Origin of the sequence: Haladaptatus halobius (assembly GCF_020618475.1) — an archaeon.
Lineage (GTDB): Archaea > Halobacteriota > Halobacteria > Halobacteriales > Haladaptataceae > Haladaptatus > Haladaptatus halobius.
This window is the reverse complement of sequence record NZ_CP085336.1, coordinates 1,049,705-1,069,595: the sequence shown is the minus strand read 5'-3', so window position 1 is coordinate 1,069,595 and position 19,891 is coordinate 1,049,705. Positions and strand designations below refer to the sequence as shown.

The following is a 19,891-nucleotide window of genomic DNA, read 5'->3' as shown; positions in this document are numbered from 1 at the left end:
CTGTACTCCGATTGCCCGAGCCTACCATGCGTTCAGGGAGACATTACCGAACCGTAGGCGATTCGTACCGGTCTCGCGCGAACGTCGAATTCGGAATCGATGTCCGCGGTGCGAGACGCGGGACCCGATGCAGTATCGTGAGGACTGATGGGGCCACCTGTCCCATTCGTGTCAATTTTGTCCAATAGCTAAGTAGCTCCTCAGAGTAGCGCGCGACATGGATGGGGAGACTATCTTTCGAGTGCTCGTCGGCGGGGTGCTCGCCGTCGCTCCGACGCTACTGTTCCTCGGACTGTGGCGAGGGTTGATGGCGCTGCGCGACGACGACCTCGTCAATCGAACGATGAGCGGCGAGTTCGGAACGATACCGGACTCGCCGATTTCGGCGATGATGTTCGGCCGGAACGCGGTCGGACGGGAACCAACGCCGATGAGCGGGGCGCGAGTCGAGCGAGTTCGCTGTTCGTCTTGCGAGGAGCCGAACGCCAGCTACGCGGAGTTCTGTCGAAACTGCCTCGAAAAACTCCGCTGACGACCGGCGAGGAGTCACTCGATTCGTCGATCCGCGCTTCGACCGTCGACGACGCGGAACCCCCCGGTCTCCTCGCGCGTCGCCACTTCTCGTTGCGGGAACGGTATCTTGATTCCCTCGCGGTCGAAGGCCACCTTCACGCCCCCGATAACCGCCGCGATGGCGCGCCACTTCCGACGACTGCTCGGTCGGTCTATCCAGAACCGGAGTTCGAGGAGCACGGCCGACTCGCCGAAATTCGTCGGGACGGCGGACGGCTGGGGCACCTCCAGCACGTCGTTCTGGTCGGCCATCGCGCGCTCCGCGACGGCGACGGCGTGCTGGAGGTCGGCGGCGTAGTCGACGCCGACCTCCAGTTCGAATCGGAGTCGTCCCTTCCGCACGTAGTTGATGATGGTGTTCGACCCCACTACGTCGTTCGGAATCACCACGAACTTCCCGGAGAATGTCTCGATCCGCGTCATGAACAGCGTGATGTCGGTGACGATGCCCTCGTCTTCGGCGATCTGAACCCAGTCGCCGATCTCGAAGGGGCGCGAGAACATGAGCATGAACCCCGCGATGAGCGCGCTCAGCGGTTCGTTCGCGGCGAGTCCGATGATGATACCGAGGAATCCGGCCCCTATGAGGAGGGCGCGAACGTCGACGCTCCAGACGCTGAGGAGAAGCAGGCCGGCGAGGATGTACACGCCGACCTCCATGAGCCGGTTGAGTATCTCGATTTGATGGCTCGTTATTTCTCGGGTTCGGGTGGTGAACCGCTCGACGAGCCGTATCAACATCCCCGAACCGATGTACGCGGCCGCGACGACGCCGAGCGTGATGGCGATTCGAAGCCCGGTCGAGGTTAGCTGTGAGAAGATGTCGACTCGCTGAACGCCGGGTTCGGAGCCCGCCCATAGCGTGAGCGCGTACTGGCCGACGAAAACCGCGACGACGCCGGTCACGGCGAGGAGGACGACGTCCACGACGCGCGGGTTGACCTGCCGTTTCAATCGCGGTGCCGCCTTCCAGAGCATCCATACGACGAACACAAGCGCGACGAGGAGGAACGTCGATAGCAGGACTCGCACCTCGGGAACGGGAAGCTGTTCGACGAGTCGAGTGAGTAGATTCGGCGAGTACGTCATTGGTTCACTCCGGCGAGGGCAGGACACCGGTCACTGGCGAGTTACGAGCACCCTCACCGCAGTCAGTGTCGGTCGCTCCCGGCTTGAGCGTGTTGGGAGTTGCGTTCGTTCCGACCATCTTCGAGCGAGAAGCGGAGTTATTTTCCGCGGACGGGAGGCCGTGAGATGGGGCAGGGTTTAGGCGTTCGGGATGGTACGACTGGTATGGTCGCCAGCCACTCGGCGACGGGGGCTGATGGGGGTTCGGGGGATGCCGTGGCACTGACCGACGTTCGGAGGACCTACTATCTCGGCGCGCCGGTTCACGCGATAGACGGCGTGACACTGTCGATTCGTCGGGGGGCGTACACCGCCGTGATGGGGCCGAGCGGGTCGGGAAAGAGCACCCTCCTCAATCTCATCGGCTGTCTCGACACGCCGACTGAAGGGACGATTCGCGTCAACGACCGGGAAGTGACGGCGCTGTCCGACAACGAACGAACGACGGTTCGCGGACAGGAAGTCGGCTTCGTCTTCCAGACGTTCAATCTGATGCCGCGACTGACGGCGCGCGAGAACGTCGCGCTCCCGCTCATCTTTCAGGGAGTCTCTCGCTCCGAACGACGAGACCGCGCCAACGAACTGCTCTACAAGGTCGGCCTGCGCGGTCGGGAAGACCACCGCCCAAACGAACTCTCGGGCGGCCAGCGTCAACGCGTCGCCATCGCCCGCGCGCTGGCGAACGACCCGGCCATCGTCCTCGCCGACGAGCCGACGGGGAACCTCGACACCGAGACGGGCCAGCAGATAATGGCGCTCTTCGAGGAACTCAATGACGACGGGCACACCATCCTGATGGTAACCCACGAGCGCGACATCGCGGAGCACGCGGAGCGCGTGGTACACATCCTCGACGGAACCGTCGAACGCGTCGAGGAGATAGAGGTTCCGCGCCGGGTCGGCGAGGCGCGGTGATGGAGTTCGGCGAATCGCTTCGGATGAGCCTGCGGGCGATTCGAGGCCACCGAGTCCGGTCGTCGCTCTCGGCGCTCGGCGTCGTCATCGGCGTCGCCGCGGTCATCACGCTCGTCACCCTCGGCACGAGCCTCCAGGCTGAAATCTTGAGTCAAGTCGCGGGCGACCGAGCGCCCAACATGTTCGTCTGGGTCGGGCCGCCCGGCGGACGCCCCGGCTTCGGCGCACAGGCGGTGTTCACCCGACACGATATCGCGGGACTCCGACGAATTGACGGCGTGGCGGCCGTCATCCCGCAGGGCGTCGTTCCGGTCGTCGCGCTCGCGCACGACGGCGAGACGGTGAGCCAGAACAACGTCGTCGCCACGACGCCGGCGCAGTTCAGGAACCGGGAGTTCGTCGCCGGCGGTTCGTTCGAGCAGGGAGAACCGGAGGTCGTTCTAAACCCCATCGCGGCGCGACTGTTCGAGGATAGGGTGACGGTCGGTGACCGAGTGTCGATACAGATGGCGAGCGGCGAGACCGTGAACGCCCGCGTGGTCGGCGTTCTCGACGGGTCGGGTGGAACCGGCCAGTTCGACGACGGGGCGCTCCCGCAGGTGTACGTCCCGACCCGTCCGTTCTACGGTTCGACCGTCGAGAGTCCGACGCAGGGCGCCAAACAGCACGTCTACCCCCTGCTCACGGTCGTCGCCGAGAGTCACGAGGCGGTTCCGGAGACGAAGGCGAGAGTGCAGTCCTACCTCGGTTCGAACGCCGACGCGGCGCGCCTCGCGCCCGACGAGTACAGCGTCCGCGTCCAGACCGATCGTGATCTCGTCCGACAGGTGGAGGAACTGCTCACGACGCTGACGACATTCGTCACCAGCATCGCGGTCGTCTCGCTGGTCGTCGCCGCGCTCGGCATCGCCAACGTGATGCTCGTGAGCGTCACCGAGCGCACCCGCGAGATCGGCATCATGAAAGCCGTCGGCGCGCAGAAGCGCGACGTGCTCCAACTGTTTCTCACGCAGGCGATACTACTCGGCGTCATCGGGTCGGTCTTCGGTGTCGCGGTCGGCGCGGTTGGCGGCTACCTCGCCACGGACTACGTGGGCCTGCCCCTCGTGTTCGCCGCGGAGGTGATTCCGGTCGCCATCGCGGTCGGTCTCGTCGTCGGGATGGTGACGGGACTCTACCCGGCGTGGAGCGCGGCGCGGGTCGACCCCATCGATGCGCTCCGATACGAATGAGTACGGTCGGAGTAGCGAATCGGTCGAAGTAGCTCCGCGGGCGAGTCGCGCTTTTCGCTCGCAACATCCAAGCGGCCCGCCCGCGAACTCCGCCCATGCACATCGCGTTCGTCGCCTACGACGGCATGACCGCGCTCGATTTCGTCGGCGTCTACGACCCGCTCACCCGACTCGACACGATGGGATTCCGCGACGACATATCGTGGGACATGTGCGCCCGGACGGAGCGCGTCACCGCGAACGCCGGACTCGAACTCGTTCCGGACGCGGTGGACGAATCGCTTTCGGGGTACGATATGCTGGTCGTTCCGGGCGGGTTCGTCGCCCGAGAACTCGCCGAGGACGAGGCGTTCGTCTCGTGGTTGGCGAGCGCCGATTCGGAGCGGGTCGCCTCGGTCTGTACGGGGTCGCTCCTGCTCGGCGCGGCGGGCTTTCTCGACGGGAAGCGAGCGACCACGCACCCCGACGCCTACGACCGACTCGCCGAGCACTGCGAGGTGGCCGAGGAGCGCGTGGTTCGGGACGGACGGGTCGTGACGGCGGGCGGCGTCACGTCGGGCATCGCCCTCGGCCTGTCGCTCGTCACCGAACTGACCGACGAGGACACCCGCGACGTGATAGCGACCCAGATGGACTACCCGTACTAACGATGGTCAGAGTCGGGCGTCGTCCCCCGGTTTCGCTCGTCTCTGTTCGAAACTATCTCAGCAGGATTAAAGACGCCGCTCGCCAGGACTCGGATATGCGAGCTTATCGGGCGAAAGTCGTCGAGCCGATTTCCCTCCCCGACCGCGAGGAACGAGTCGCCAACCTCGAAAAAGCGGGCTACAACGTCTTCAATCTCGATTCGGACGACGTGTTCATCGACCTGTTGACCGACAGCGGGACGGGAACGATGAGCCAAGACCAGTGGGCCGCGATGATGCGCGGCGACGAGGCGTACGCCGGGAGCGATAGCTTCGAGCGCCTACGAGAGAGCGTCGCCGACGTGATGGGGTTCAAGAACGTCGTTCCGGCCCACCAAGGGCGCGGGGCGGAGAACGTCCTCTACGGCGTCCTCGTCTCCAAGGGCGACTACGTGCCGAACAACACCCACTTCGACACGACGCGGGCGCACGTCGTGAACAACGGCGGCGACCCCATCGACTGTCCGACGGACGCCGCCGAGGACGACCCCTTCAAGGGGAACTTAGACCCCGAGAAAGTCCGCGAACTCGCCGACGACGTCGGAGCCGAGAACGTTCCCGCGCTCGTCGTCACCGTCACGAACAACTCGATGGCGGGACAGCCGGTGAGCGTCGAGAACGTCCGCGAGGCGCGCGACGTCGCCGACGAACTCGACGCCACGTTCGTCATCGACGCCTGCCGGTTCGCGGAGAACGCCTACTTCGTCCAGCAACGCGAGGAGGAGTTCGCGGAGTCGAGCGTCGCCGCCATCGCCCGCGAACAGCTCTCGTACGCCGACGCCATCGTGATGAGCGGGAAGAAAGACGCGCTCTCCAACATCGGCGGGTTCGTCGGCGTGTGCGACGGGAATCTGTTCGAGCGGGCCAAACAGCGCGGCATTCTCTTCGAAGGCTTCTCCACCTACGGCGGCCTCGCCGGCAGAGACCTCGAAGCGATGGCGGTCGGCCTTCGGGAGGCCGTCACGCAAGAGTACATCGAATCGCGCGTCGAGCAGGTGCGCGAACTCGGCGACCTCCTTCGGGACGTCGGCGTGCCGATCTACACCCCGACCGGGGGGCACGCGGTGTACGTGGACGCCGAAGCGTACCTCCCCGAAATTCCGCGCGAGCAGTTCCCCGGACAGGTGTTGGTCGGCGAACTCTACCGCGAGGGCGGGGTTCGGGCCGTCGAGCTCGGTGAGTTCGCCTTCCCGGACGAAGACCGACCGCAACTCGCCCGCCTCTGTCTGCCCCGTCGCTCGTACTTCCGCGACCACCTCGAACACGTCGCCGAAACGTTCGAGAAAGTCTCCGCTCGTCGCGGCGAACTCGCCGGACTCGAAGTAGTCGAGGAACCGCCGATGAAGGAACTGCGCCACTTCAGCGCGAGACTGGAACCGGTGGCGTAAGCCGGACCCGGCACGGAAAGGGGCTTGTCGATGGCCGTCGTCTGCAGTACGATGGTCGCAATGCCAGCGGTTCGGTGGTGGGGGATTGCGGTGCTGTTCATTATGGTTAAGGGTCTCGTGTTCGAAGGTGCGATTCCGGTCACGAGCGAGTGGATGTGATTCTGACGGTGTTGGAACTGGTTGCTCTCCTGTTGCCCCCACTGGCTATCGCCTTACAGGTCGTACTCGCGTACTCGGAATCGTTTCCGATTCGGTCGCAGGGGTTCGGCCCCTCACTTCGACGGATGAGTTTCCTCATGGTCGGGGTCGCGTCGGCCAGCCTCTTTTTCGCCGCGGTCATACTGCTGGGAAGCGTGAACCTCGAACCGATGCTCTGGCTCGGCATCGCGCTGGTCTGGTTCGCGGTGTATCTCTTCACGCACCTTCCGCTGACCGTGGCGCTGGTCGCGTTTCGCGTGGAGGAGGCGGACGAGCAGTTTCACGACGTGCTCGGTCTCTACCGTCCGATATCGGAGTACGTCCATTATCCGAAGGAGGTTCAATTGCTGGTGGCCGAACCCTACGCGAGGGTCACCGAGACGGAGCGGGAGTAGCGTCGGGCGGTTCGCGCTCGGCGAACTCGCCAGGTCGGTAGAACTAGAAGAGTACGGAGATGACAGGAACACATCCGACCGTTCGCACGCAAGGTATTTGACCTTCGTGACGAACTGTCGAGTAGCGGAACTTCGCCGCGATCGATGAATGAGTGCAAACGACACGCCCGTAACCGTACTGTTCACCGTCGATTCGCTCCGAGCCGACGCGCTTCCGGACAACAGTGTCGCCGCCACCCTCGGCGAGCGAGGAACCGTCTTCGAGAACGCGTTCGCCCACGGAAACTGGACGCCCTTCTCGTTTCCGTCGGTTCTCGGCGCGAAACGAGTGTTCAGCGACTCGCGGAGTATCGGCGTCGCCGACGAGCCGACGCTAGCGGAGACGCTCCGCGACGGGGGAATCGCCACCGCGGGGTTCAACGGTTCGAACGGGTTTCTGACTGAGCACTGGGGGTACGACCGCGGCTTCGACGAGTTCGAGACGTTCACATCGAGAACCGGCGACAGCCTCTACAGCAAGTACCTCACCGCCCACCCGACCGTGCAGGCGTGGCTCCAAGTCGTGGCGTCGCCCGTCCGACGGCTGCTCGGCCGCGAGGGCGGCGCACGAAACGTCTCACGGATGCTCGACGTGGAGCGGCGCGCGGTCGAATTCGTCGAGCGGGCGGAGCCACCCTTCTTCCTCTGGGTTCATTACATGGACGTTCACACGCCGTACGTTCCCGCGCCGAAGTTCGTCCGGGATGAGACGGGTGCCAGCGTGGGCACGCTCAAGATGCTTCGAGCGCACGCGAGGACGGGGTTGGGTCGGGAGGTCGGCGAGACGACGCTCGCCGAGTTACGGTCGCTCTACCAGGCCGCAGTTCGTCAGGTGGACGAGAGCGTCGGTCGCGTGCTCTCGGCGCTCGAACGCGAAGGGCTTCGAGACGACGCGTGCGTCGTCCTCGCGGGCGACCACGGCGAGGAGTTCATGGAACACGGCCACCTCGCTCACTACCCCAAACTCTACGAGGAGCTGGTTCACGTCCCGCTGGTCGTCGACCACCCCAAGGCCGAGGACGAGCGCGTCGAGCGCGCGGTCGGTCTCGACGCGATTCCGCCCACCGTCTGCGAGGCGATGAACGTCGAACACGACTTTCCGGGAGAGAGTCTCCTCGACGGCGACCCCGACCCGGTGCCGGTCACCTCGGTCGCGGTTCGGGGCGAGCACGTCACCCGCCAACCGATTCCGCGGCATCTGGACGACGGCGAACTGCTCGTGAGCGCGCGGACGGAAGGCTGGACGTACGTCTACCACACCGAATCGGACGACAGGGAGCTATACGACAGAGACCGCGACCCGGAAGAACGGGAGAATCGGTGGGACGAACTCGCGGACTCCAACGTCGCCGCTCACCTCCACGGAGTGGTCGAAGAGCGCATCGAGGACATCGAATCGGAGGGAGGAGACGACTCGGTCGAACCGCCGTCCGCGGTCACGAACCAACTCGAGGCGCTCGGCTACCAGTAGCCGTCGTCGGTCAGGGAGTTCGGTGACCGTCCCCCTCGCCACACGTTTTAGCTGATGGAACTCGAAGAGTGGAGTTACGACCCGGCTGTATTCGTGACGAGATCGCTCGCAAGCACTATGGGCCACCAGCGAGATAAGCACGTATGCCGATCGATTCGACGTTCGAACTGTACCGAGATACCGCCGGCGAGTGGCGCTGGCGACTCGTCGTACCCAACGGGAATATCATCGCGGATAGTGGAGAAGGGTACAAGTCGAAGCAGGGTGCGAAGCGCGGAATTCGGAGCGTGAAAAACAACGCGTCAAACGCTCGGGTCGTCGTTATCGACTGAACAAGATGGAACGCGATCCGAACTTGCAGCTAGCAAGGTCTCGAACGGCTCTTCCCGAGATATGAATCCCATCTTCGAGGCTCTCTATCCTCGTAAATGTCCAGAACGCGGTTCTCAAACCACGTAGCGACCGGACGTGCGTTTCACCGCTAAATTCGTGATAATGGCGTCTCGTCCCGACTCGCGGCAGATATCGGCACTCGATGCGTTATCTTGTGTTTTTTGCCGTAGTCTCGCCTGTCTTACTACACGCATGGTAAAGCGCCTCATCGAACCAAACCGAATTTCCGAAAGACACTCCGCGGCCCCACCCGCGGCAAGCAAGAGATCGGAGTTTATCTCTCGATTCCTCCCGTCGACGCCCCCCGTCGTTGAGGTTGAACGAACGTCCGACTGGAACGACGGGGGTTCCGTACCGTGCGTATCGGGAAAAACCCAAAGGGATAGGCGCGTCCCTTCCGTTTACCAGATCGATGTTTGAACGTCTCCGCCATCCGCTCGTGGCCGTAGCCGCGGCGTTACTCTTGACGCTTCCGTTCGTCGCGCTGTTCGTCACGCACGGCTATCACCTCGACCCGGCCTCGACCCCGGAGAGTCCGGGCACGAACGTCGCCCCCTCCGTAGCGGTTCTCGTCGGCGGTCTCGCAATCCTCGGTGCGGCGTTCCTGCTCGCGTGGGGCGCGGAGACCGCCGAAAAGGACGTCCCGACCGCGTTCGCCATCGCCGTTCTCGCGGTGCTCGCTGTCGCGCCCGAGTACGCCGTCGACGCGCTGTACGCGTGGAACGCCGGGGCGTTCGAAGAGACCGCACGCGGGGCGGAAGCGGCCAATCTCGCCATCGCGAATATGACCGGGGCGAACAGAATCCTGATCGGCATCGGCTGGTCCGGCATCGCGCTGTTCACGATCTACCGGGCCAAACGCACCGACGACCCGACGGTCAACCAGCGCGCCGGCTTCCTCGCGGACGCCGTCGAAATCGACCGCGACATCTCCCTCGAGATCGCCTTCCTGCTCGCGGCGACGGCGTACGCGTTTTTCGTCCCGCTCGGCGGCGGCATCGGTATCGTCGACACGATCGTTCTCGTCGGTCTCTACGTCCTCTACATCGGCATCGTCGTTCGCGGCGACGTCGAGGAGGGTGAGACGCACGTCGGCGTCCCCGCGTACTTCCAGGAGTATCCGAAGGGGCGGCGCATCGCGGTCGTGCTCTTCCTCTTCGCGTACTCCGGGCTGATCATCTTCGAGGGGGTTCACCCGTTCGCGTTGGGCCTCGAAGAACTCGGAACCGCCCTCGGCGTTCCACCGTTCTTCATGATCCAATGGCTCGCGCCGCTCGCCAGCGAGAGTCCGGAACTCATCGTCGTCGCCTACCTCGTGAACAAGGCGCGTTCGACCGCCGGCTTCAACGCGCTTATCTCCTCGAAGCTGAACCAGTGGACGCTCCTCATCGGCACGCTCGCGGTCGTATACTCTATCGCTGCCGGCCACATCGGCACCCTTTCGTTCGATCAGAAACAAACGGCTGAGATCTGGATCACCGCCGCCCAGAGCTTCTTCGCACTCGCCATCCTGACGAACTTCGAAATCAGCATCCGCGAGGCGGTGGCGCTGCTCGCGCTGTTCGTCTCGCAAGTCGTCGCGGAGTTCTACGTGATTCAAACCTACGCCGAACCGGCCGCCACGAACGTCAGTCTCCTCATCCTGTACGCCTACACCGCCGTCTACGTCGTCCTCGCCGTCGGCCTGTTCGTCGCGCGCTCCGGGAATTTCCGCGAACTGGTCGCGCACACCACCTCGAACGTCCGCAGCGCGGTCGGAAGTGACACCGGCCAGCCCGAACGCACGGACTGATACCGGACTCGGGACGGTTAATCGGCGTGCGCGGCCATCTCCCCCTGTTCGCCGCTCGACTCGAAGTACGTTACGTACACCTCCGCTATGAAGACGACGGTGAAGACCACGTTGAGCACTAAGGTGTAGGTGTGGGGCACCGACCCGCCGGTCTGTCCTCGCTTCGGAATCAAGTTGACGGCGAGCCACGCGTAGTGGGTGACGATTCCCGCCACCGTCGCCACGGCGAAGATGGAGACGAACAACACCGCCGCGAGGCGCTTTCCGTAGTATTTCCGGTACATGTCCACGATGTGTGGGACGATGAGGTCGGCGTAGATGAAGCTCATCACGCCGCCGAACGGGATGCCGGATGTCCAGAGCACGAGTGCGAAGGGAACGTTTGCCACCGAACAGACGAACGTGATAACACCGACTGCAACGCCAATAATACTCCCAAGCACGACCCACGCGACGGTGCCTTGCGGCGCGACCGTGAACAGTTGCGCCCACCACGTTTTCGGGATGAATGCGGCGATAAATGCTGCAATGATGAATCCTGCGACGAGATCATCCCACAGCATTTCCCACTCGCCGATGGCGTTGCGGAAGGCGTTCTTCCAGCCATGGAGCGTGAGAAGCTTGTCTTTCCACGTTTCATCCTCACGCTGGTTCACGTAGGTCTGTTTGCACGATTCCGAGCAGAAATATTCAGTACTGCCATCCGTCTCCACACTTAGCGTGTCCTCGTCGTCGGGATCGACTTCCATCCCACAGACTGGATCTCGAACCATCCCGTCTTCGTCATCATCGATATGACTGCGCGCAACCTCAAACCACGAGTCGGGAACGACGTACTTCGTAATCCCGGCTACCAGCAGAATCATCAAGATGCCGCCGAACACATCGGCGGCGACGAACTGCCAGCCGAGCAGGATCCACATCACCAATCCGATCTCGATAACGAGGTTCGTACTGGCGAACTGGAATGCGGCGAACGATGACTCCGGCGACGCGCCTTTCTTGAACAGCGATTTCGTCGTGGCGACGGCCCCGAACGAACAGCTCGACGAGAGGAAGCCGAAGAAGCTTCCCAACCCGAGTTCCTTCAGACCGCGACCGCCCAGCACGTTCGTCATCTTCTCCTCACTCACGAACGCCTGCACTGCCCCCGCGATGGTGAACCCGAGCACCAGCGCCCACCACGTCTTCCACGTCATGTTGCCGAGGAACTTTGCGGCCTCGACGAGGCTCTGGACGACGTTCATGGGCGTAACTAGCGGCGGAACACTTTCTACGGTTGTGGTTAAGGGAACGAAGTCCTCGAATCCGACCCTGCGACACGTCGTACCGAAGATATCGACGAGAAGACCGATTCGACGGGTGTTCGGAGAAAAACCACACTGTCCGTTCGACGTCTCACCGCCATCGAGTTTGGTTTCTAAGACTGAACCCGTACTTCGTCTCGGATGATAACCCGACGAGTGGCACGTCCCCGAGCGGTTCGGAGCGGCAATGCCCGGTGCGGCTTGCGCCAAGCGGTTCGATTCACCGTCGTTGTACGGTGAGTTCATCTATTTCCGGGCTGAGTAGAGAACCGTATGCCGACCGTTCGAACGAACGATATCGAGACGTACTACGAACGACGGGGTACCGGCCCGTCGATCGTGTTCGTTCATGGCGACATCCTCGACCACACCCAGTGGGCACCGCAAGTGGACGCGCTCAGCGCCGAGTACGCGACCGTCGCTTACGATGTCCGAGGGCACGGCCGAACCGGTGGCTCGGGGAAAGGTTCGTATTCGATCGACCTCTTCGCCGACGACCTCGACGCGCTCGTCACCGCCTTAGACCTCGATCGACCCGTTCTGTGTGGTCTCTCGACGGGGGGATGCATCACACAAGCGTACGCGGCCACGTATCCTGACAGGTTGGCCGGTCTCGTGCTCGCTGATACGTTCACCCCGGAACTGTTCGATCGGTTCGAGTGGCTCCAGCGGTCGGCGTTGCTGAAAGCCGCGACTCCGCCGGTTCGGCTCGTCGGCTACGAGCGTGTGGAGAAGGTCAAGGTGTGGTTCCAAGAACGAATCTCCGGGAAAGGCGTCAGCGGCGACTACGAAAAGATCGAGCGACTTCGAGCGACGGGGCCGAAGATGGACACCGACGAGTTCGCTAAAGTTATCCGTGCCGTCGCGACCTTCCACCGGGCGGAGATCGATCTCCCCGCAATTTCCGTCCCGGTGCTGGTTCTGTACGGTGAACACGAACCGCCGTTCATCCGGCGACACGCACCGAAGATGGGCGCCGAGATTCCGAACGCCACCGTTCGGGAGGTGCCCGACGCGGGACACGCTTCCAATCTCGACAACCCCAAATTTTTCACCGCTGCGGTGCGCGAGTTCCTCGCTCCCATCGTCCCTCTCGACGCCGCCGATAACGCCGACAGAAACGAGGGTACGGAGGAGTCGAGATGACGAGCACCACGGCGGAGAGCAGCGTCCCGAGAGGGATAGCGGGAAGGGGCATCGTCTCTAGAAAAGCTGCACTCGGCGTGAATAGTGATTTTCGTCGACGGATTTCGGCGTTCGGTCGCGGATTTCGACAGCACCGCTACACGTCCAGTTCCTCTGCGAGTTCGTGGAACGTTTCGACGGTCAGATCCGGTTCATCGCCAAACGGTTCCCACGACTTTCCCTTGCGATTCGCCCACACGCCCTGCATCCCGGCGTGTTTCGCACCCTGCACGTCGAACCAGCCGGCGGCGACGTGGGCGATCGCTTGGATGGGCGTTCCCACCCGACCGGCGGCGTGACGGTAGAGTTCCGCGTCCGGCTTGAACGTCCCTATCTCGTCGGCGCTGATTGTGTCCGCGAGTAGGTCGCCGATGTCGGCGTGTTCGACCATCGAATCCAGCATCTCGGGGTTGCCGTTGGAGACGACGTAGCAGTCGTACCCACCGTCGCGGAGGCGCCGGATTCCGTCACGAACGTCGTCGAACACGTCGAGTTCGTGGTACACCGCGAGGATTTCGTCGCGCTCGCGCTCGGAGATGTCGGCGTCGTTGGCGGTGAGAGCGTACTGAAGCGCGTCGCGGTTCATCTCGTAGAACGGTTGGTACGCGTCGACGTGGTTGGCGACGAACGTGTATTCAAGCGACCGGGCGCGCCAGAGCTTCGAGACGGGTTCGGGGTTCTCGACGCGCTCGGCGAGTGCCCGCTCCGCCGCATCGACGTCCACCAGCGTTCCGTAGGAGTCGAACGTGACGGTCGTGACTTGTTCGGGGTCGAACATGCGTCGAGCGAATTTCGTCCACCGAGGAGTTAATTGTAGCGGGCCACGCACACCGCGCTTTCTCGTTCGAAGAAGCGGTTATTCCCGCAACCGTAGTAGTTCGCGGTACGTCCGCGACAGACCACGACAACTCGGTCGTTCGACTCGTACTCGTCGTGCTCGTCGCGCTCCTGCTGGTTCCGACGCTGACGATGGCCTTCGCGTTTCCGATGATGGGCGGGTAGATGATGGGATCGGGGTTCCGCGGGCCGATGCCGGTGTAGGGGTCGCGGTGCTCGGTCCGCTCCTCGTCGGTATCGGATACCTCACGTACCGCACACTCGCTGACGGAGGTCTCGTGGGCGCCCGCGCTCGAAGAACTGCAGGTGGCCTACGCTCGCAGTGATATCTCCGAAGAGATGTTCGAAACTCGCCGAGATCGTCTGCGCCGATGACGTGCTTCGACGCTCGCGCCGAGCGCGAACGCTCAACCGTTGCTGGACGAGTCGGTTCGCAGGTCTATCGTGTGCTCGGTCGCTCCGTCGTGCCGATCGAGTTCGGATATCCGGCTTCCGCACGAACTCCGCGTTTCGTTCGGACTGAGGTAAACGTCGAACTGCGAACTGCAGTCCATCGTCCCCCACGTCTCGACGAGCGTCGTCTGATCCGCCGACTTCGGCTTGAGCGTGTAGAGTAATTGGCCGCGCTCCGGCACTCCCCGTAGCCGGAATCGGAGCATAGAGTGTGCCTCGACGGTGTACCCGCGCTCGAACACCACGTCGGTTTTCGGTTCTATCTTCGTCGCCTCCGTCCGCATCGCGGACGCGAGCTGGAGACCGTCGTCGGCGCTTCGGACGACTTTCGTCTCCCCGCGCCGGTTTGTCAGTACGAACGTCGAAATCGGGCGTTTCGACACCGAAATCGAGAACCGCTGCGACCGGTTCGTCGGATTCTCCACGAGAAGGCGGCCCTCGGTCGAGGACTCGGAACTGGTTGAAGAAGCGGAGTTCGACAAGGATGCGAAACTGACCGAGGACTCGGAGTTCGACGAGTCCTCGGAGTTCGTCGCTCTCTTCGCGACGCGAGAAGCGCCTATTCCGGCGAAGAGAACCCCGGTTGTTGCGAGAACGCTTCGTCGTGATACGTGGCTGAACAGATCCCCCATGATGTACCCCAGGGAACGCAATCGTCCTTGAACGATTTCAATGCTGTGGTGTTCACGCTCCGTTCGCCGGGGCACGCTGGCCCAGCGGATTTGCGATCACTCGTGTCCCGAGACGCGAACCGGTTCGTATGGCTCCTCGAGATACGCCATATCGCCCGACGAGAGATCGATATCGAGGGCTTCGACGGCGTCTTCCAGGTGTTCGACGCTGGTCGTGCCGACGATCGGAGCGTCCACCCAGTCCTTGTGGAAGAGCCACGCCAGCGCGATCTGTGCCATCGTAACGCCCTTCTCGGCGGCGAGTTCCTGCACGCGTTCGTTTATCTCCGCGCCGCCACCCTCGCGGTAGGGGTGCTCGTACATGTGCTCTTCCGTCTCGCCGCGAAGCGTGGCGTCGATCTCCTCGTGCGGTCGGGTGAGGTAGCCGCGGGCGAGGGGACTCCACGGGACGACGCCGATTCCCTCGCGGTCGCAGAGGGGATGCATCTCGCGCTCTTCCTCGCGGTAGACGAGGTTGTAGTGGTTCTGCATCGTGACGAAACGATCGAGTCCGAGTCGGTCGCTCGTGTGGAGTGCGTCCGCAAACTGGTACGCCCACATCGAACTCGCGCCGAGGTAGCGCACCTTCTCGCGCCGAATCGCATCATTAAGCGCCCGCATCGTCGTCTCGATGGGCGTGTCGTCGTCCCAGCGGTGAATCTGATAGAGGTCGATGGTGTCCACGCCGAGTCGGTCGCGCGAGTTGTCGAGTTCCTGCTCGATGGCTTTCCGCGAGAGGCCGCCCGAGTTCGGGTCGTCCTCGTCCATTTGGAAGTAACACTTCGTGGCGATTACGCTCTCGTCGCGTCGGCCCTCCAGTGCCGTCCCGAGGATGCGCTCGCTCTCGCCGCCCGAGTACATGTTCGCTGTGTCGAAGAAGTTGATACCGAGGTCGATGGCCCGTTCGATGATGGGCAGGCTCTCCTCTTCGTCCAGTATCCACTCGCGCCAGTCGCTCGACCCGAAACTCATGCAGCCGAGACAGATGCGACTGACCTCCACGCCGGTGTCGCCGAGCGTCGTGTACTCCATGCCGCCGCAGTCGCACGCCGACGGGAAAAAGCTAGGTACCATCGAGAAACGTTGGAGAGCTATCCAGATAGCTCTCCAGAAATCCATCCGAAGAGGAGCTCTCCGACGTTATCAGCGACCCGGTCGCGGCAGTGCACCGACGAACTCGGACAGACCGGGGACGCCGTCGCTCACCCAGATCAGTATCGTCACCGCGGCGAGCAGAAACTCCGACGCGGAGAATCCGATCGAAAGCAGTTCCTCGAAGTGCGCGGCGAAACTCGGTTCGTCGTCCGCGGCGACGGGGAGCGCGGGCCAGAGTAGGAACGAGAGATAGGCGTACTCCCCGGCCAGCGCCGGGCCGTACGCGTCGCCGACGAGGTGCGAGAAGTACCCCACGCCGAACGCGAGCGCACCTCCACGACCGGTTCGTCGACAGTACATCGTGACCAGTGCCACGACGAGCGTCGCGATGAGCACCGAGTGGGCCAGCGACCGGCCGCTCGGGAGGACGGACACCGTCCACGCGAGCGGCTTATCCACCACGTCGGGGAGTTGGGTCGCAACTGCGAGGACGACGACTTCCCTTCCGTTTGGCGGGCGCCCACGCAATCGGTGGACGACGAGAGAGTACGCGAGATACCCGAACCCCAGATGCTCCCATGGCCACATGGGACGTCGGGACGGGTAGTGGAGCCTTAATTCGCCCGGCCGGACCGCGTGGAAACGTCTGCTTTCGAAAATCATCCCACCGACAGCCCGGTCGTAATCCTCGTTACGCGACCGTGCGCGGTTCGATAGGAACGCGTTCCCTCGTCCTCTCGTTCGATAGCGACGACTGCGCTCGCGGTGACGGGTCAATAACAAAGTGTTAGTTGGTATATTCGATCTCAGTTAGAGTATTCCATTCTAAGTGGAATATTCCGCTTTCCCTATGACTTTCGAACACCGTGAGAACGAAACCACGGCAGACAGTCGGCACGACAGACCCGCGGTCGGCGTCGTCGCCACCGAGACCAACGCGGGCGCGATCGCCAGAGCCGTGCTTCGGGCGTGGCGACACGGATACGCGGTACTCGTCGTCGGCGCGTGCGATTCCGACAGCGAATCGGTTCGAATCGCACATCAACTCGGATGTCACGTTCTCGCGCGAGCCGAAGGCGAGCCCGAAACGAGACTCGTCGGGTTCGCCCGCGAACTCGGATTTCCGGGCGTCATCATCCACCGAAATCCGGCGAACCGGATCGATTTCGACCGGAGCGTCGCCACCCTCCGAAACGCGAACGCCTACGCCGTCGACGCGAGCACGATCCCCCGCACCGCGAGCGGAGTGCTGGTCGGGATACCGGCCTACGAGGAGGCGGCGACGATAGGCGAAGTCGTCTCGCGCGTTCGCGTCCACGCGAGCGCTGTCCTCGTCGTGGACGACGGCAGTTCGGACGAAACCGGGGAGCGCGCCCGTGCCGCCGGAGCGGAGGTCATCCGGAACGACCGAAATCGAGGGTACGGAGCGGCGCTCCAGACCCTATTCCGGGAGGCGAAGAACCGGGGGGCAGACCACCTGGTCGTCCTCGACGGGGACGGTCAACACGACCCAGACGACGTTCCGAAACTGGTCGAGAAACAGCGCGAGACGGGGGCCGAACTCGTCATCGGAAGCCGGTTCGCCGAGGACACCGAAAGCGATGTACCGAGCTATCGCCGGATCGGCCTCCAGGTCGTGAACGTCCTGACGAACCTCAGTCTCGGCGTCGTTCGCGCCGATTCGTGGGTGCGCGACACGCAGAGCGGCTTTCGGGCGTACGACGCTCGGTTCGTCGAGACGTTGACCGAGGACGAACTCCTCGGCGATAGCATGGACGCGAGCACCGACATCCTCTATCACGCGCAGCGTCACGGCTACGGGACCGAGACCGTCGGAACGGAGATCAAGTACGACACGGGCGAGAGCAGTCTCAATCCGGTGCAGCACGGGGTGATCCTCGTCGGGAATATCCTTCGAACCGTCGAGCGCGAGCATCCACTGACCATCCTCGGCGTGCCGGGCTTCTTCGGGGCGTTCGTCGGACTCGGCTTCGGCTACTGGACGTTCACGAACTACATCCAGACCGAAACCTTCCCCCTCGGGCTCGCGATCACCTCGGCGCTCTTCCTCCTCGCCGGAATCTTCTCCTGTTTCACCGCCATTGTCCTCCACTCGCTCGACGCCCACTTGGGAGGGAGGGGATGAGGAACGTCGTCAGCTTCGACCTCGAACACTGGTACTCGGCGACGCTGGTGCGGGAGTCGGTTAGCGACCCCGAAGACAGGGTGGCCGAATCGGTGGACATCGTGCGAGATGTCCTCCGCGCGCACGACGTGACCGCGACGTTCTTCGCGGTGGGCGAACTCATCCGCGAGCGTCCCGACCTCGCGGCGTCGCTCGCCGACGAGGGCCACGAGATCGCCTCGCACGGCCACACGCACACGCCCTTGTTCGACCTCTCGCCGGACGAGTTCCGGCGCGAACTCGCCGGCAGCGCGGACGCCATCGAGGACGCCACAGGGGAGCGACCGGTCGGCTTCCGCGCCCCGAACTTCTCGGTGACGGAGAGGACGGCGTGGGCGTTCGACGCCCTCGTCGACCAGGGCTACTGGTACGATTCGAGCGTCTTTCCGGTTCGGACGCCGATGTACGGCGTCCGCGGCGCGCCGGTGAGACCGCACCAAATCGACCCGAAGAACCCCTTCGCCAACGGGAGGGCCGTCCACTACGAGGGCGGCCGCGGGGATGTCGAGCGCCGCTCCGACGACCGTTCCCTCCTCGAACTCCCGCCCGCGGTGTTCCATCCGCGATTTCGCCTCCCCATCGCGGGCGGATTCTACGCCCGACTGCTCCCGACGTGGGTGTTGAAACGCGGGATTCGAACGCTCAACGCCCGGGGGATTCCGGCGATGCTCTACTTTCACCCGTGGGAGTTCAACCCGAAGGTGGCGACCGACGCGCTCCCGCCGCACGCGCGGTTCGTCAGCTATCACGGCATCGAATCGACCGCCGAGAAACTGGACGGTCTCCTCGCCTCGTTCGAGTTCGGCTCGGTGCCCGAAAGCATAACTCGCAGCCTGTAGTCTCTGCGGAAGATGCGGGTGGGGATGGTCGACAATCGTGGAGAGTGGAACAGCCTCGTCGAAGATTCGGGCGGTCCCGTGTTCGCGCTCTGGGAGTGGGCCGAGGCGTGCGAGCTGTATGGCCACCAGTGGTCCTGTCTCGGCGCGTGGCGCGGGGACGAGTTGGTCGCCGGCATTCCGCTGGTTCACATGCGGAGCCGCGCGTTCGACGATCAGCTCGTCTCGATGCCGTTCTCCGAGCACGGGTCGGTCGTCTCGCGCGACGACGACGAGGCGACGTGGGCGCTGCTCGACCGGGTACGGGAGGTCGCCGACCGACTCGGCGTGGATTTCGTCTCGCTCAGGGGACGCGACCTCGGCGACCCGCCGGGATATCAGCGACGAAATCGGTTCCTGACGTTCCGAATACCGGTCGGCGACGGCCCAGATGCGGTGTGGGACGGGCTGAGTTCGAGTCGGCGGGGTCACGTTCGTCAGGCGCGGGAGAACGACCTCGAACTCGCGGAGGCCGACTCACTGGCCGACCTGCGGGAGTATTTCGACCTGTACGTCGAGAGCGTCCGCGGTCACGGGAGTCCGCCCCACGCCTTCGAGTTCTACGAGCGCCTCTGGCGCGGACTGGGCGACCGGATGCGGGTGCTTCTCGCCCGCAAGGACGGCCGCCTCGTGAACGGAATCATCGATTTCCCCTTCGGCGACCGCGTGTTCCACTGGGGGAGCGTCGCGGACTACGAGTACCGGGACTTGGACGGCGGAAGTCTCCTCCTCTGGGAAGGTCTCGAGTGGAGCGCCGAGAACGGGTACGAAACGTACGACCTCGGGCGAACGCGAGAAGGCTCGGGCGTCTACTCGTTCAAGAAGAGTTTCGGCGGCGAGAAGGTTTGGTATAACGACTACCACTACTTCCCAGATGGCGAAGTCACCCTTCCAAACCCCGATGATGGCAAGTACGACCGTTTCAAGCAGGTTTGGCGGCGGCTTCCGATGCCGGTTGTCCGGACGCTGGGGCCCCCAATTCGAGGAAAAATTAGTCTATGAGAAGGCCGTCAGAAAGATGTAAAGCCCGGATGTAAACACCTGGTTCGTTTCCGTCCCGGCTTAAAATGGAT

20 protein-coding genes are annotated in these 19,891 nt (G+C 63.5%); 14 read left to right on the top strand and 6 right to left on the bottom strand.

Annotated elements, in window-relative coordinates; all coding sequences use genetic code 11:
* Positions 1 to 217: 217 nt before the first annotated feature.
* Entirely contained in the window at positions 218 to 532 is a 315-nt protein-coding gene (locus tag LIW51_RS22310) for a zinc ribbon domain-containing protein (RefSeq protein WP_227377276.1), read from the top strand.
* 14 nt (positions 533 to 546) lie between these two features.
* Here LIW51_RS22310 and LIW51_RS22305 read toward each other — a convergent pair whose 3' ends face one another.
* On the bottom strand, positions 547 to 1,662 hold the full coding sequence (locus tag LIW51_RS22305; protein WP_227377275.1) for a mechanosensitive ion channel family protein: 1,116 nt from the start codon (positions 1,660 to 1,662) through the stop codon (positions 547 to 549).
* A gap of 204 nt (positions 1,663 to 1,866) precedes the next feature.
* Between LIW51_RS22305 and LIW51_RS22300 the strand changes: the two genes are divergently transcribed.
* The 8 genes from LIW51_RS22300 (at position 1,867) to LIW51_RS22265 (ending at position 10,210) form a co-directional block, all read left to right on the top strand.
* Positions 1,867 to 2,616 carry an ABC transporter ATP-binding protein gene (locus tag LIW51_RS22300; RefSeq protein ID WP_227377274.1) on the top strand — a complete coding sequence of 250 codons (750 nt, stop codon included), beginning with the start codon at positions 1,867 to 1,869 and terminating at the stop codon, positions 2,614 to 2,616.
* The gene (locus LIW51_RS22295) at positions 2,616 to 3,848 is read left to right on the top strand and encodes an ABC transporter permease (protein WP_227377273.1); all 1,233 of its coding nucleotides are present in this window, start codon (positions 2,616 to 2,618) and stop codon (positions 3,846 to 3,848) included. The genes LIW51_RS22300 and LIW51_RS22295 overlap by 1 nt, the downstream gene beginning before the upstream one ends.
* Positions 3,849 to 3,943: 95 nt before the next feature.
* On the top strand, positions 3,944 to 4,495 hold the full coding sequence (locus LIW51_RS22290) for a DJ-1/PfpI family protein (protein ID WP_227377272.1): 552 nt from the start codon (positions 3,944 to 3,946) through the stop codon (positions 4,493 to 4,495).
* A gap of 95 nt (positions 4,496 to 4,590) precedes the next feature.
* On the top strand, positions 4,591 to 5,922 hold the full coding sequence (locus LIW51_RS22285; protein ID WP_227377271.1) for a tryptophanase: 1,332 nt from the start codon (positions 4,591 to 4,593) through the stop codon (positions 5,920 to 5,922).
* A 155-nt stretch (positions 5,923 to 6,077) separates the two neighbouring features.
* On the top strand, positions 6,078 to 6,515 hold the full coding sequence (locus LIW51_RS22280; RefSeq protein ID WP_227377270.1) for a hypothetical protein: 438 nt from the start codon (positions 6,078 to 6,080) through the stop codon (positions 6,513 to 6,515).
* Between the two features lie 148 nt (positions 6,516 to 6,663).
* Positions 6,664 to 8,025 (top strand): sulfatase family protein, encoded by a 1,362-nt coding sequence (locus tag LIW51_RS22275; RefSeq protein WP_227377269.1) that lies wholly within the window; start codon positions 6,664 to 6,666, stop codon positions 8,023 to 8,025.
* Between the two features lie 143 nt (positions 8,026 to 8,168).
* Positions 8,169 to 8,357 carry an HVO_2922 family protein gene (locus LIW51_RS22270; RefSeq protein ID WP_227377268.1) on the top strand — a complete coding sequence of 63 codons (189 nt, stop codon included), beginning with the start codon at positions 8,169 to 8,171 and terminating at the stop codon, positions 8,355 to 8,357.
* Positions 8,358 to 8,830: 473 nt separating this feature from the next.
* Positions 8,831 to 10,210 (top strand): calcium:cation antiporter family protein, encoded by a 1,380-nt coding sequence (locus LIW51_RS22265; protein WP_227377266.1) that lies wholly within the window; start codon positions 8,831 to 8,833, stop codon positions 10,208 to 10,210.
* Positions 10,211 to 10,227: 17 nt separating this feature from the next.
* On the opposite strand, the gene LIW51_RS22260 is transcribed toward LIW51_RS22265, so the two are convergent.
* Positions 10,228 to 11,457 carry a permease gene (locus LIW51_RS22260; RefSeq protein WP_227377264.1) on the bottom strand — a complete coding sequence of 410 codons (1,230 nt, stop codon included), beginning with the start codon at positions 11,455 to 11,457 and terminating at the stop codon, positions 10,228 to 10,230.
* 333 nt (positions 11,458 to 11,790) lie between these two features.
* Between LIW51_RS22260 and LIW51_RS22255 the strand changes: the two genes are divergently transcribed.
* Positions 11,791 to 12,663, top strand: a complete 873-nt coding sequence (locus LIW51_RS22255) for an alpha/beta fold hydrolase (protein ID WP_227377263.1) — start codon at positions 11,791 to 11,793, stop codon at positions 12,661 to 12,663.
* Between the two features lie 136 nt (positions 12,664 to 12,799).
* Here LIW51_RS22255 and LIW51_RS22250 read toward each other — a convergent pair whose 3' ends face one another.
* The gene (locus LIW51_RS22250; protein WP_227377262.1) at positions 12,800 to 13,480 is read right to left on the bottom strand and encodes a haloacid dehalogenase type II; all 681 of its coding nucleotides are present in this window, start codon (positions 13,478 to 13,480) and stop codon (positions 12,800 to 12,802) included.
* Between LIW51_RS22250 and LIW51_RS22245 the strand changes: the two genes are divergently transcribed.
* A complete protein-coding gene (locus LIW51_RS22245; RefSeq protein WP_227377260.1) occupies positions 13,479 to 13,865 on the top strand; it encodes a hypothetical protein in 387 nt (128 codons plus the stop codon). The genes LIW51_RS22250 and LIW51_RS22245 overlap by 2 nt on opposite strands.
* An 81-nt stretch (positions 13,866 to 13,946) precedes the next feature.
* Here the strand turns inward: LIW51_RS22245 and LIW51_RS22240 are convergent, their stop codons facing one another.
* The 3 genes from LIW51_RS22240 to LIW51_RS22230 all read right to left on the bottom strand — a co-directional run bounded on the left by LIW51_RS22240 (position 13,947) and on the right by LIW51_RS22230 (position 16,346).
* Positions 13,947 to 14,417, bottom strand: a complete 471-nt coding sequence (locus tag LIW51_RS22240; protein WP_227377259.1) for a hypothetical protein — start codon at positions 14,415 to 14,417, stop codon at positions 13,947 to 13,949.
* A gap of 303 nt (positions 14,418 to 14,720) precedes the next feature.
* Complete coding sequence (locus LIW51_RS22235; RefSeq protein WP_227378318.1) at positions 14,721 to 15,695, bottom strand: aldo/keto reductase; 975 nt, start codon at positions 15,693 to 15,695, stop codon at positions 14,721 to 14,723.
* Positions 15,696 to 15,806: 111 nt separating this feature from the next.
* Positions 15,807 to 16,346, bottom strand: a complete 540-nt coding sequence (locus LIW51_RS22230; RefSeq protein ID WP_227377258.1) for a metal-dependent hydrolase — start codon at positions 16,344 to 16,346, stop codon at positions 15,807 to 15,809.
* 262 nt (positions 16,347 to 16,608) lie between these two features.
* Here LIW51_RS22230 and LIW51_RS22225 point away from each other — a divergent pair, with 262 nt between their 5' ends.
* From LIW51_RS22225 to LIW51_RS22215, 3 genes are read left to right on the top strand one after another with little or no spacing between them, the layout of a single operon-like run.
* Positions 16,609 to 17,904 carry a glycosyltransferase family 2 protein gene (locus tag LIW51_RS22225; protein WP_227377257.1) on the top strand — a complete coding sequence of 432 codons (1,296 nt, stop codon included), beginning with the start codon at positions 16,609 to 16,611 and terminating at the stop codon, positions 17,902 to 17,904.
* Entirely contained in the window at positions 17,901 to 18,782 is an 882-nt protein-coding gene (locus tag LIW51_RS22220; RefSeq protein WP_227377256.1) for a polysaccharide deacetylase family protein, read from the top strand. Before LIW51_RS22225 ends, LIW51_RS22220 begins: the two co-directional genes overlap by 4 nt.
* Before the next feature lie 24 nt (positions 18,783 to 18,806).
* A complete protein-coding gene (locus LIW51_RS22215; RefSeq protein ID WP_227377255.1) occupies positions 18,807 to 19,820 on the top strand; it encodes a GNAT family N-acetyltransferase in 1,014 nt (337 codons plus the stop codon).
* Positions 19,821 to 19,891: the final 71 nt, after the last annotated feature.

Coding starts and splice junctions, on each gene's coding strand:
- LIW51_RS22245 (WP_227377260.1), top strand. CDS start 13,479: ATGCGTCGAGCGAATTTCGTCCACCGAGGAGTTAATTGTAGCGGGCCA.
- LIW51_RS22300 (WP_227377274.1), top strand. CDS start 1,867: ATGGTCGCCAGCCACTCGGCGACGGGGGCTGATGGGGGTTCGGGGGAT.
- LIW51_RS22225 (WP_227377257.1), top strand. CDS start 16,609: ATGACTTTCGAACACCGTGAGAACGAAACCACGGCAGACAGTCGGCAC.
- LIW51_RS22230 (WP_227377258.1), bottom strand. CDS start 16,346: ATGTGGCCATGGGAGCATCTGGGGTTCGGGTATCTCGCGTACTCTCTC.
- LIW51_RS22285 (WP_227377271.1), top strand. CDS start 4,591: ATGCGAGCTTATCGGGCGAAAGTCGTCGAGCCGATTTCCCTCCCCGAC.
- LIW51_RS22260 (WP_227377264.1), bottom strand. CDS start 11,457: ATGAACGTCGTCCAGAGCCTCGTCGAGGCCGCAAAGTTCCTCGGCAAC.
- LIW51_RS22295 (WP_227377273.1), top strand. CDS start 2,616: ATGGAGTTCGGCGAATCGCTTCGGATGAGCCTGCGGGCGATTCGAGGC.
- LIW51_RS22250 (WP_227377262.1), bottom strand. CDS start 13,480: ATGTTCGACCCCGAACAAGTCACGACCGTCACGTTCGACTCCTACGGA.
- LIW51_RS22235 (WP_227378318.1), bottom strand. CDS start 15,695: ATGGAGTACACGACGCTCGGCGACACCGGCGTGGAGGTCAGTCGCATC.
- LIW51_RS22215 (WP_227377255.1), top strand. CDS start 18,807: ATGGTCGACAATCGTGGAGAGTGGAACAGCCTCGTCGAAGATTCGGGC.
- LIW51_RS22270 (WP_227377268.1), top strand. CDS start 8,169: ATGCCGATCGATTCGACGTTCGAACTGTACCGAGATACCGCCGGCGAG.
- LIW51_RS22290 (WP_227377272.1), top strand. CDS start 3,944: ATGCACATCGCGTTCGTCGCCTACGACGGCATGACCGCGCTCGATTTC.
- LIW51_RS22220 (WP_227377256.1), top strand. CDS start 17,901: ATGAGGAACGTCGTCAGCTTCGACCTCGAACACTGGTACTCGGCGACG.
- LIW51_RS22305 (WP_227377275.1), bottom strand. CDS start 1,662: ATGACGTACTCGCCGAATCTACTCACTCGACTCGTCGAACAGCTTCCC.
- LIW51_RS22275 (WP_227377269.1), top strand. CDS start 6,664: ATGAGTGCAAACGACACGCCCGTAACCGTACTGTTCACCGTCGATTCG.
- LIW51_RS22255 (WP_227377263.1), top strand. CDS start 11,791: ATGCCGACCGTTCGAACGAACGATATCGAGACGTACTACGAACGACGG.
- LIW51_RS22310 (WP_227377276.1), top strand. CDS start 218: ATGGATGGGGAGACTATCTTTCGAGTGCTCGTCGGCGGGGTGCTCGCC.
- LIW51_RS22265 (WP_227377266.1), top strand. CDS start 8,831: ATGTTTGAACGTCTCCGCCATCCGCTCGTGGCCGTAGCCGCGGCGTTA.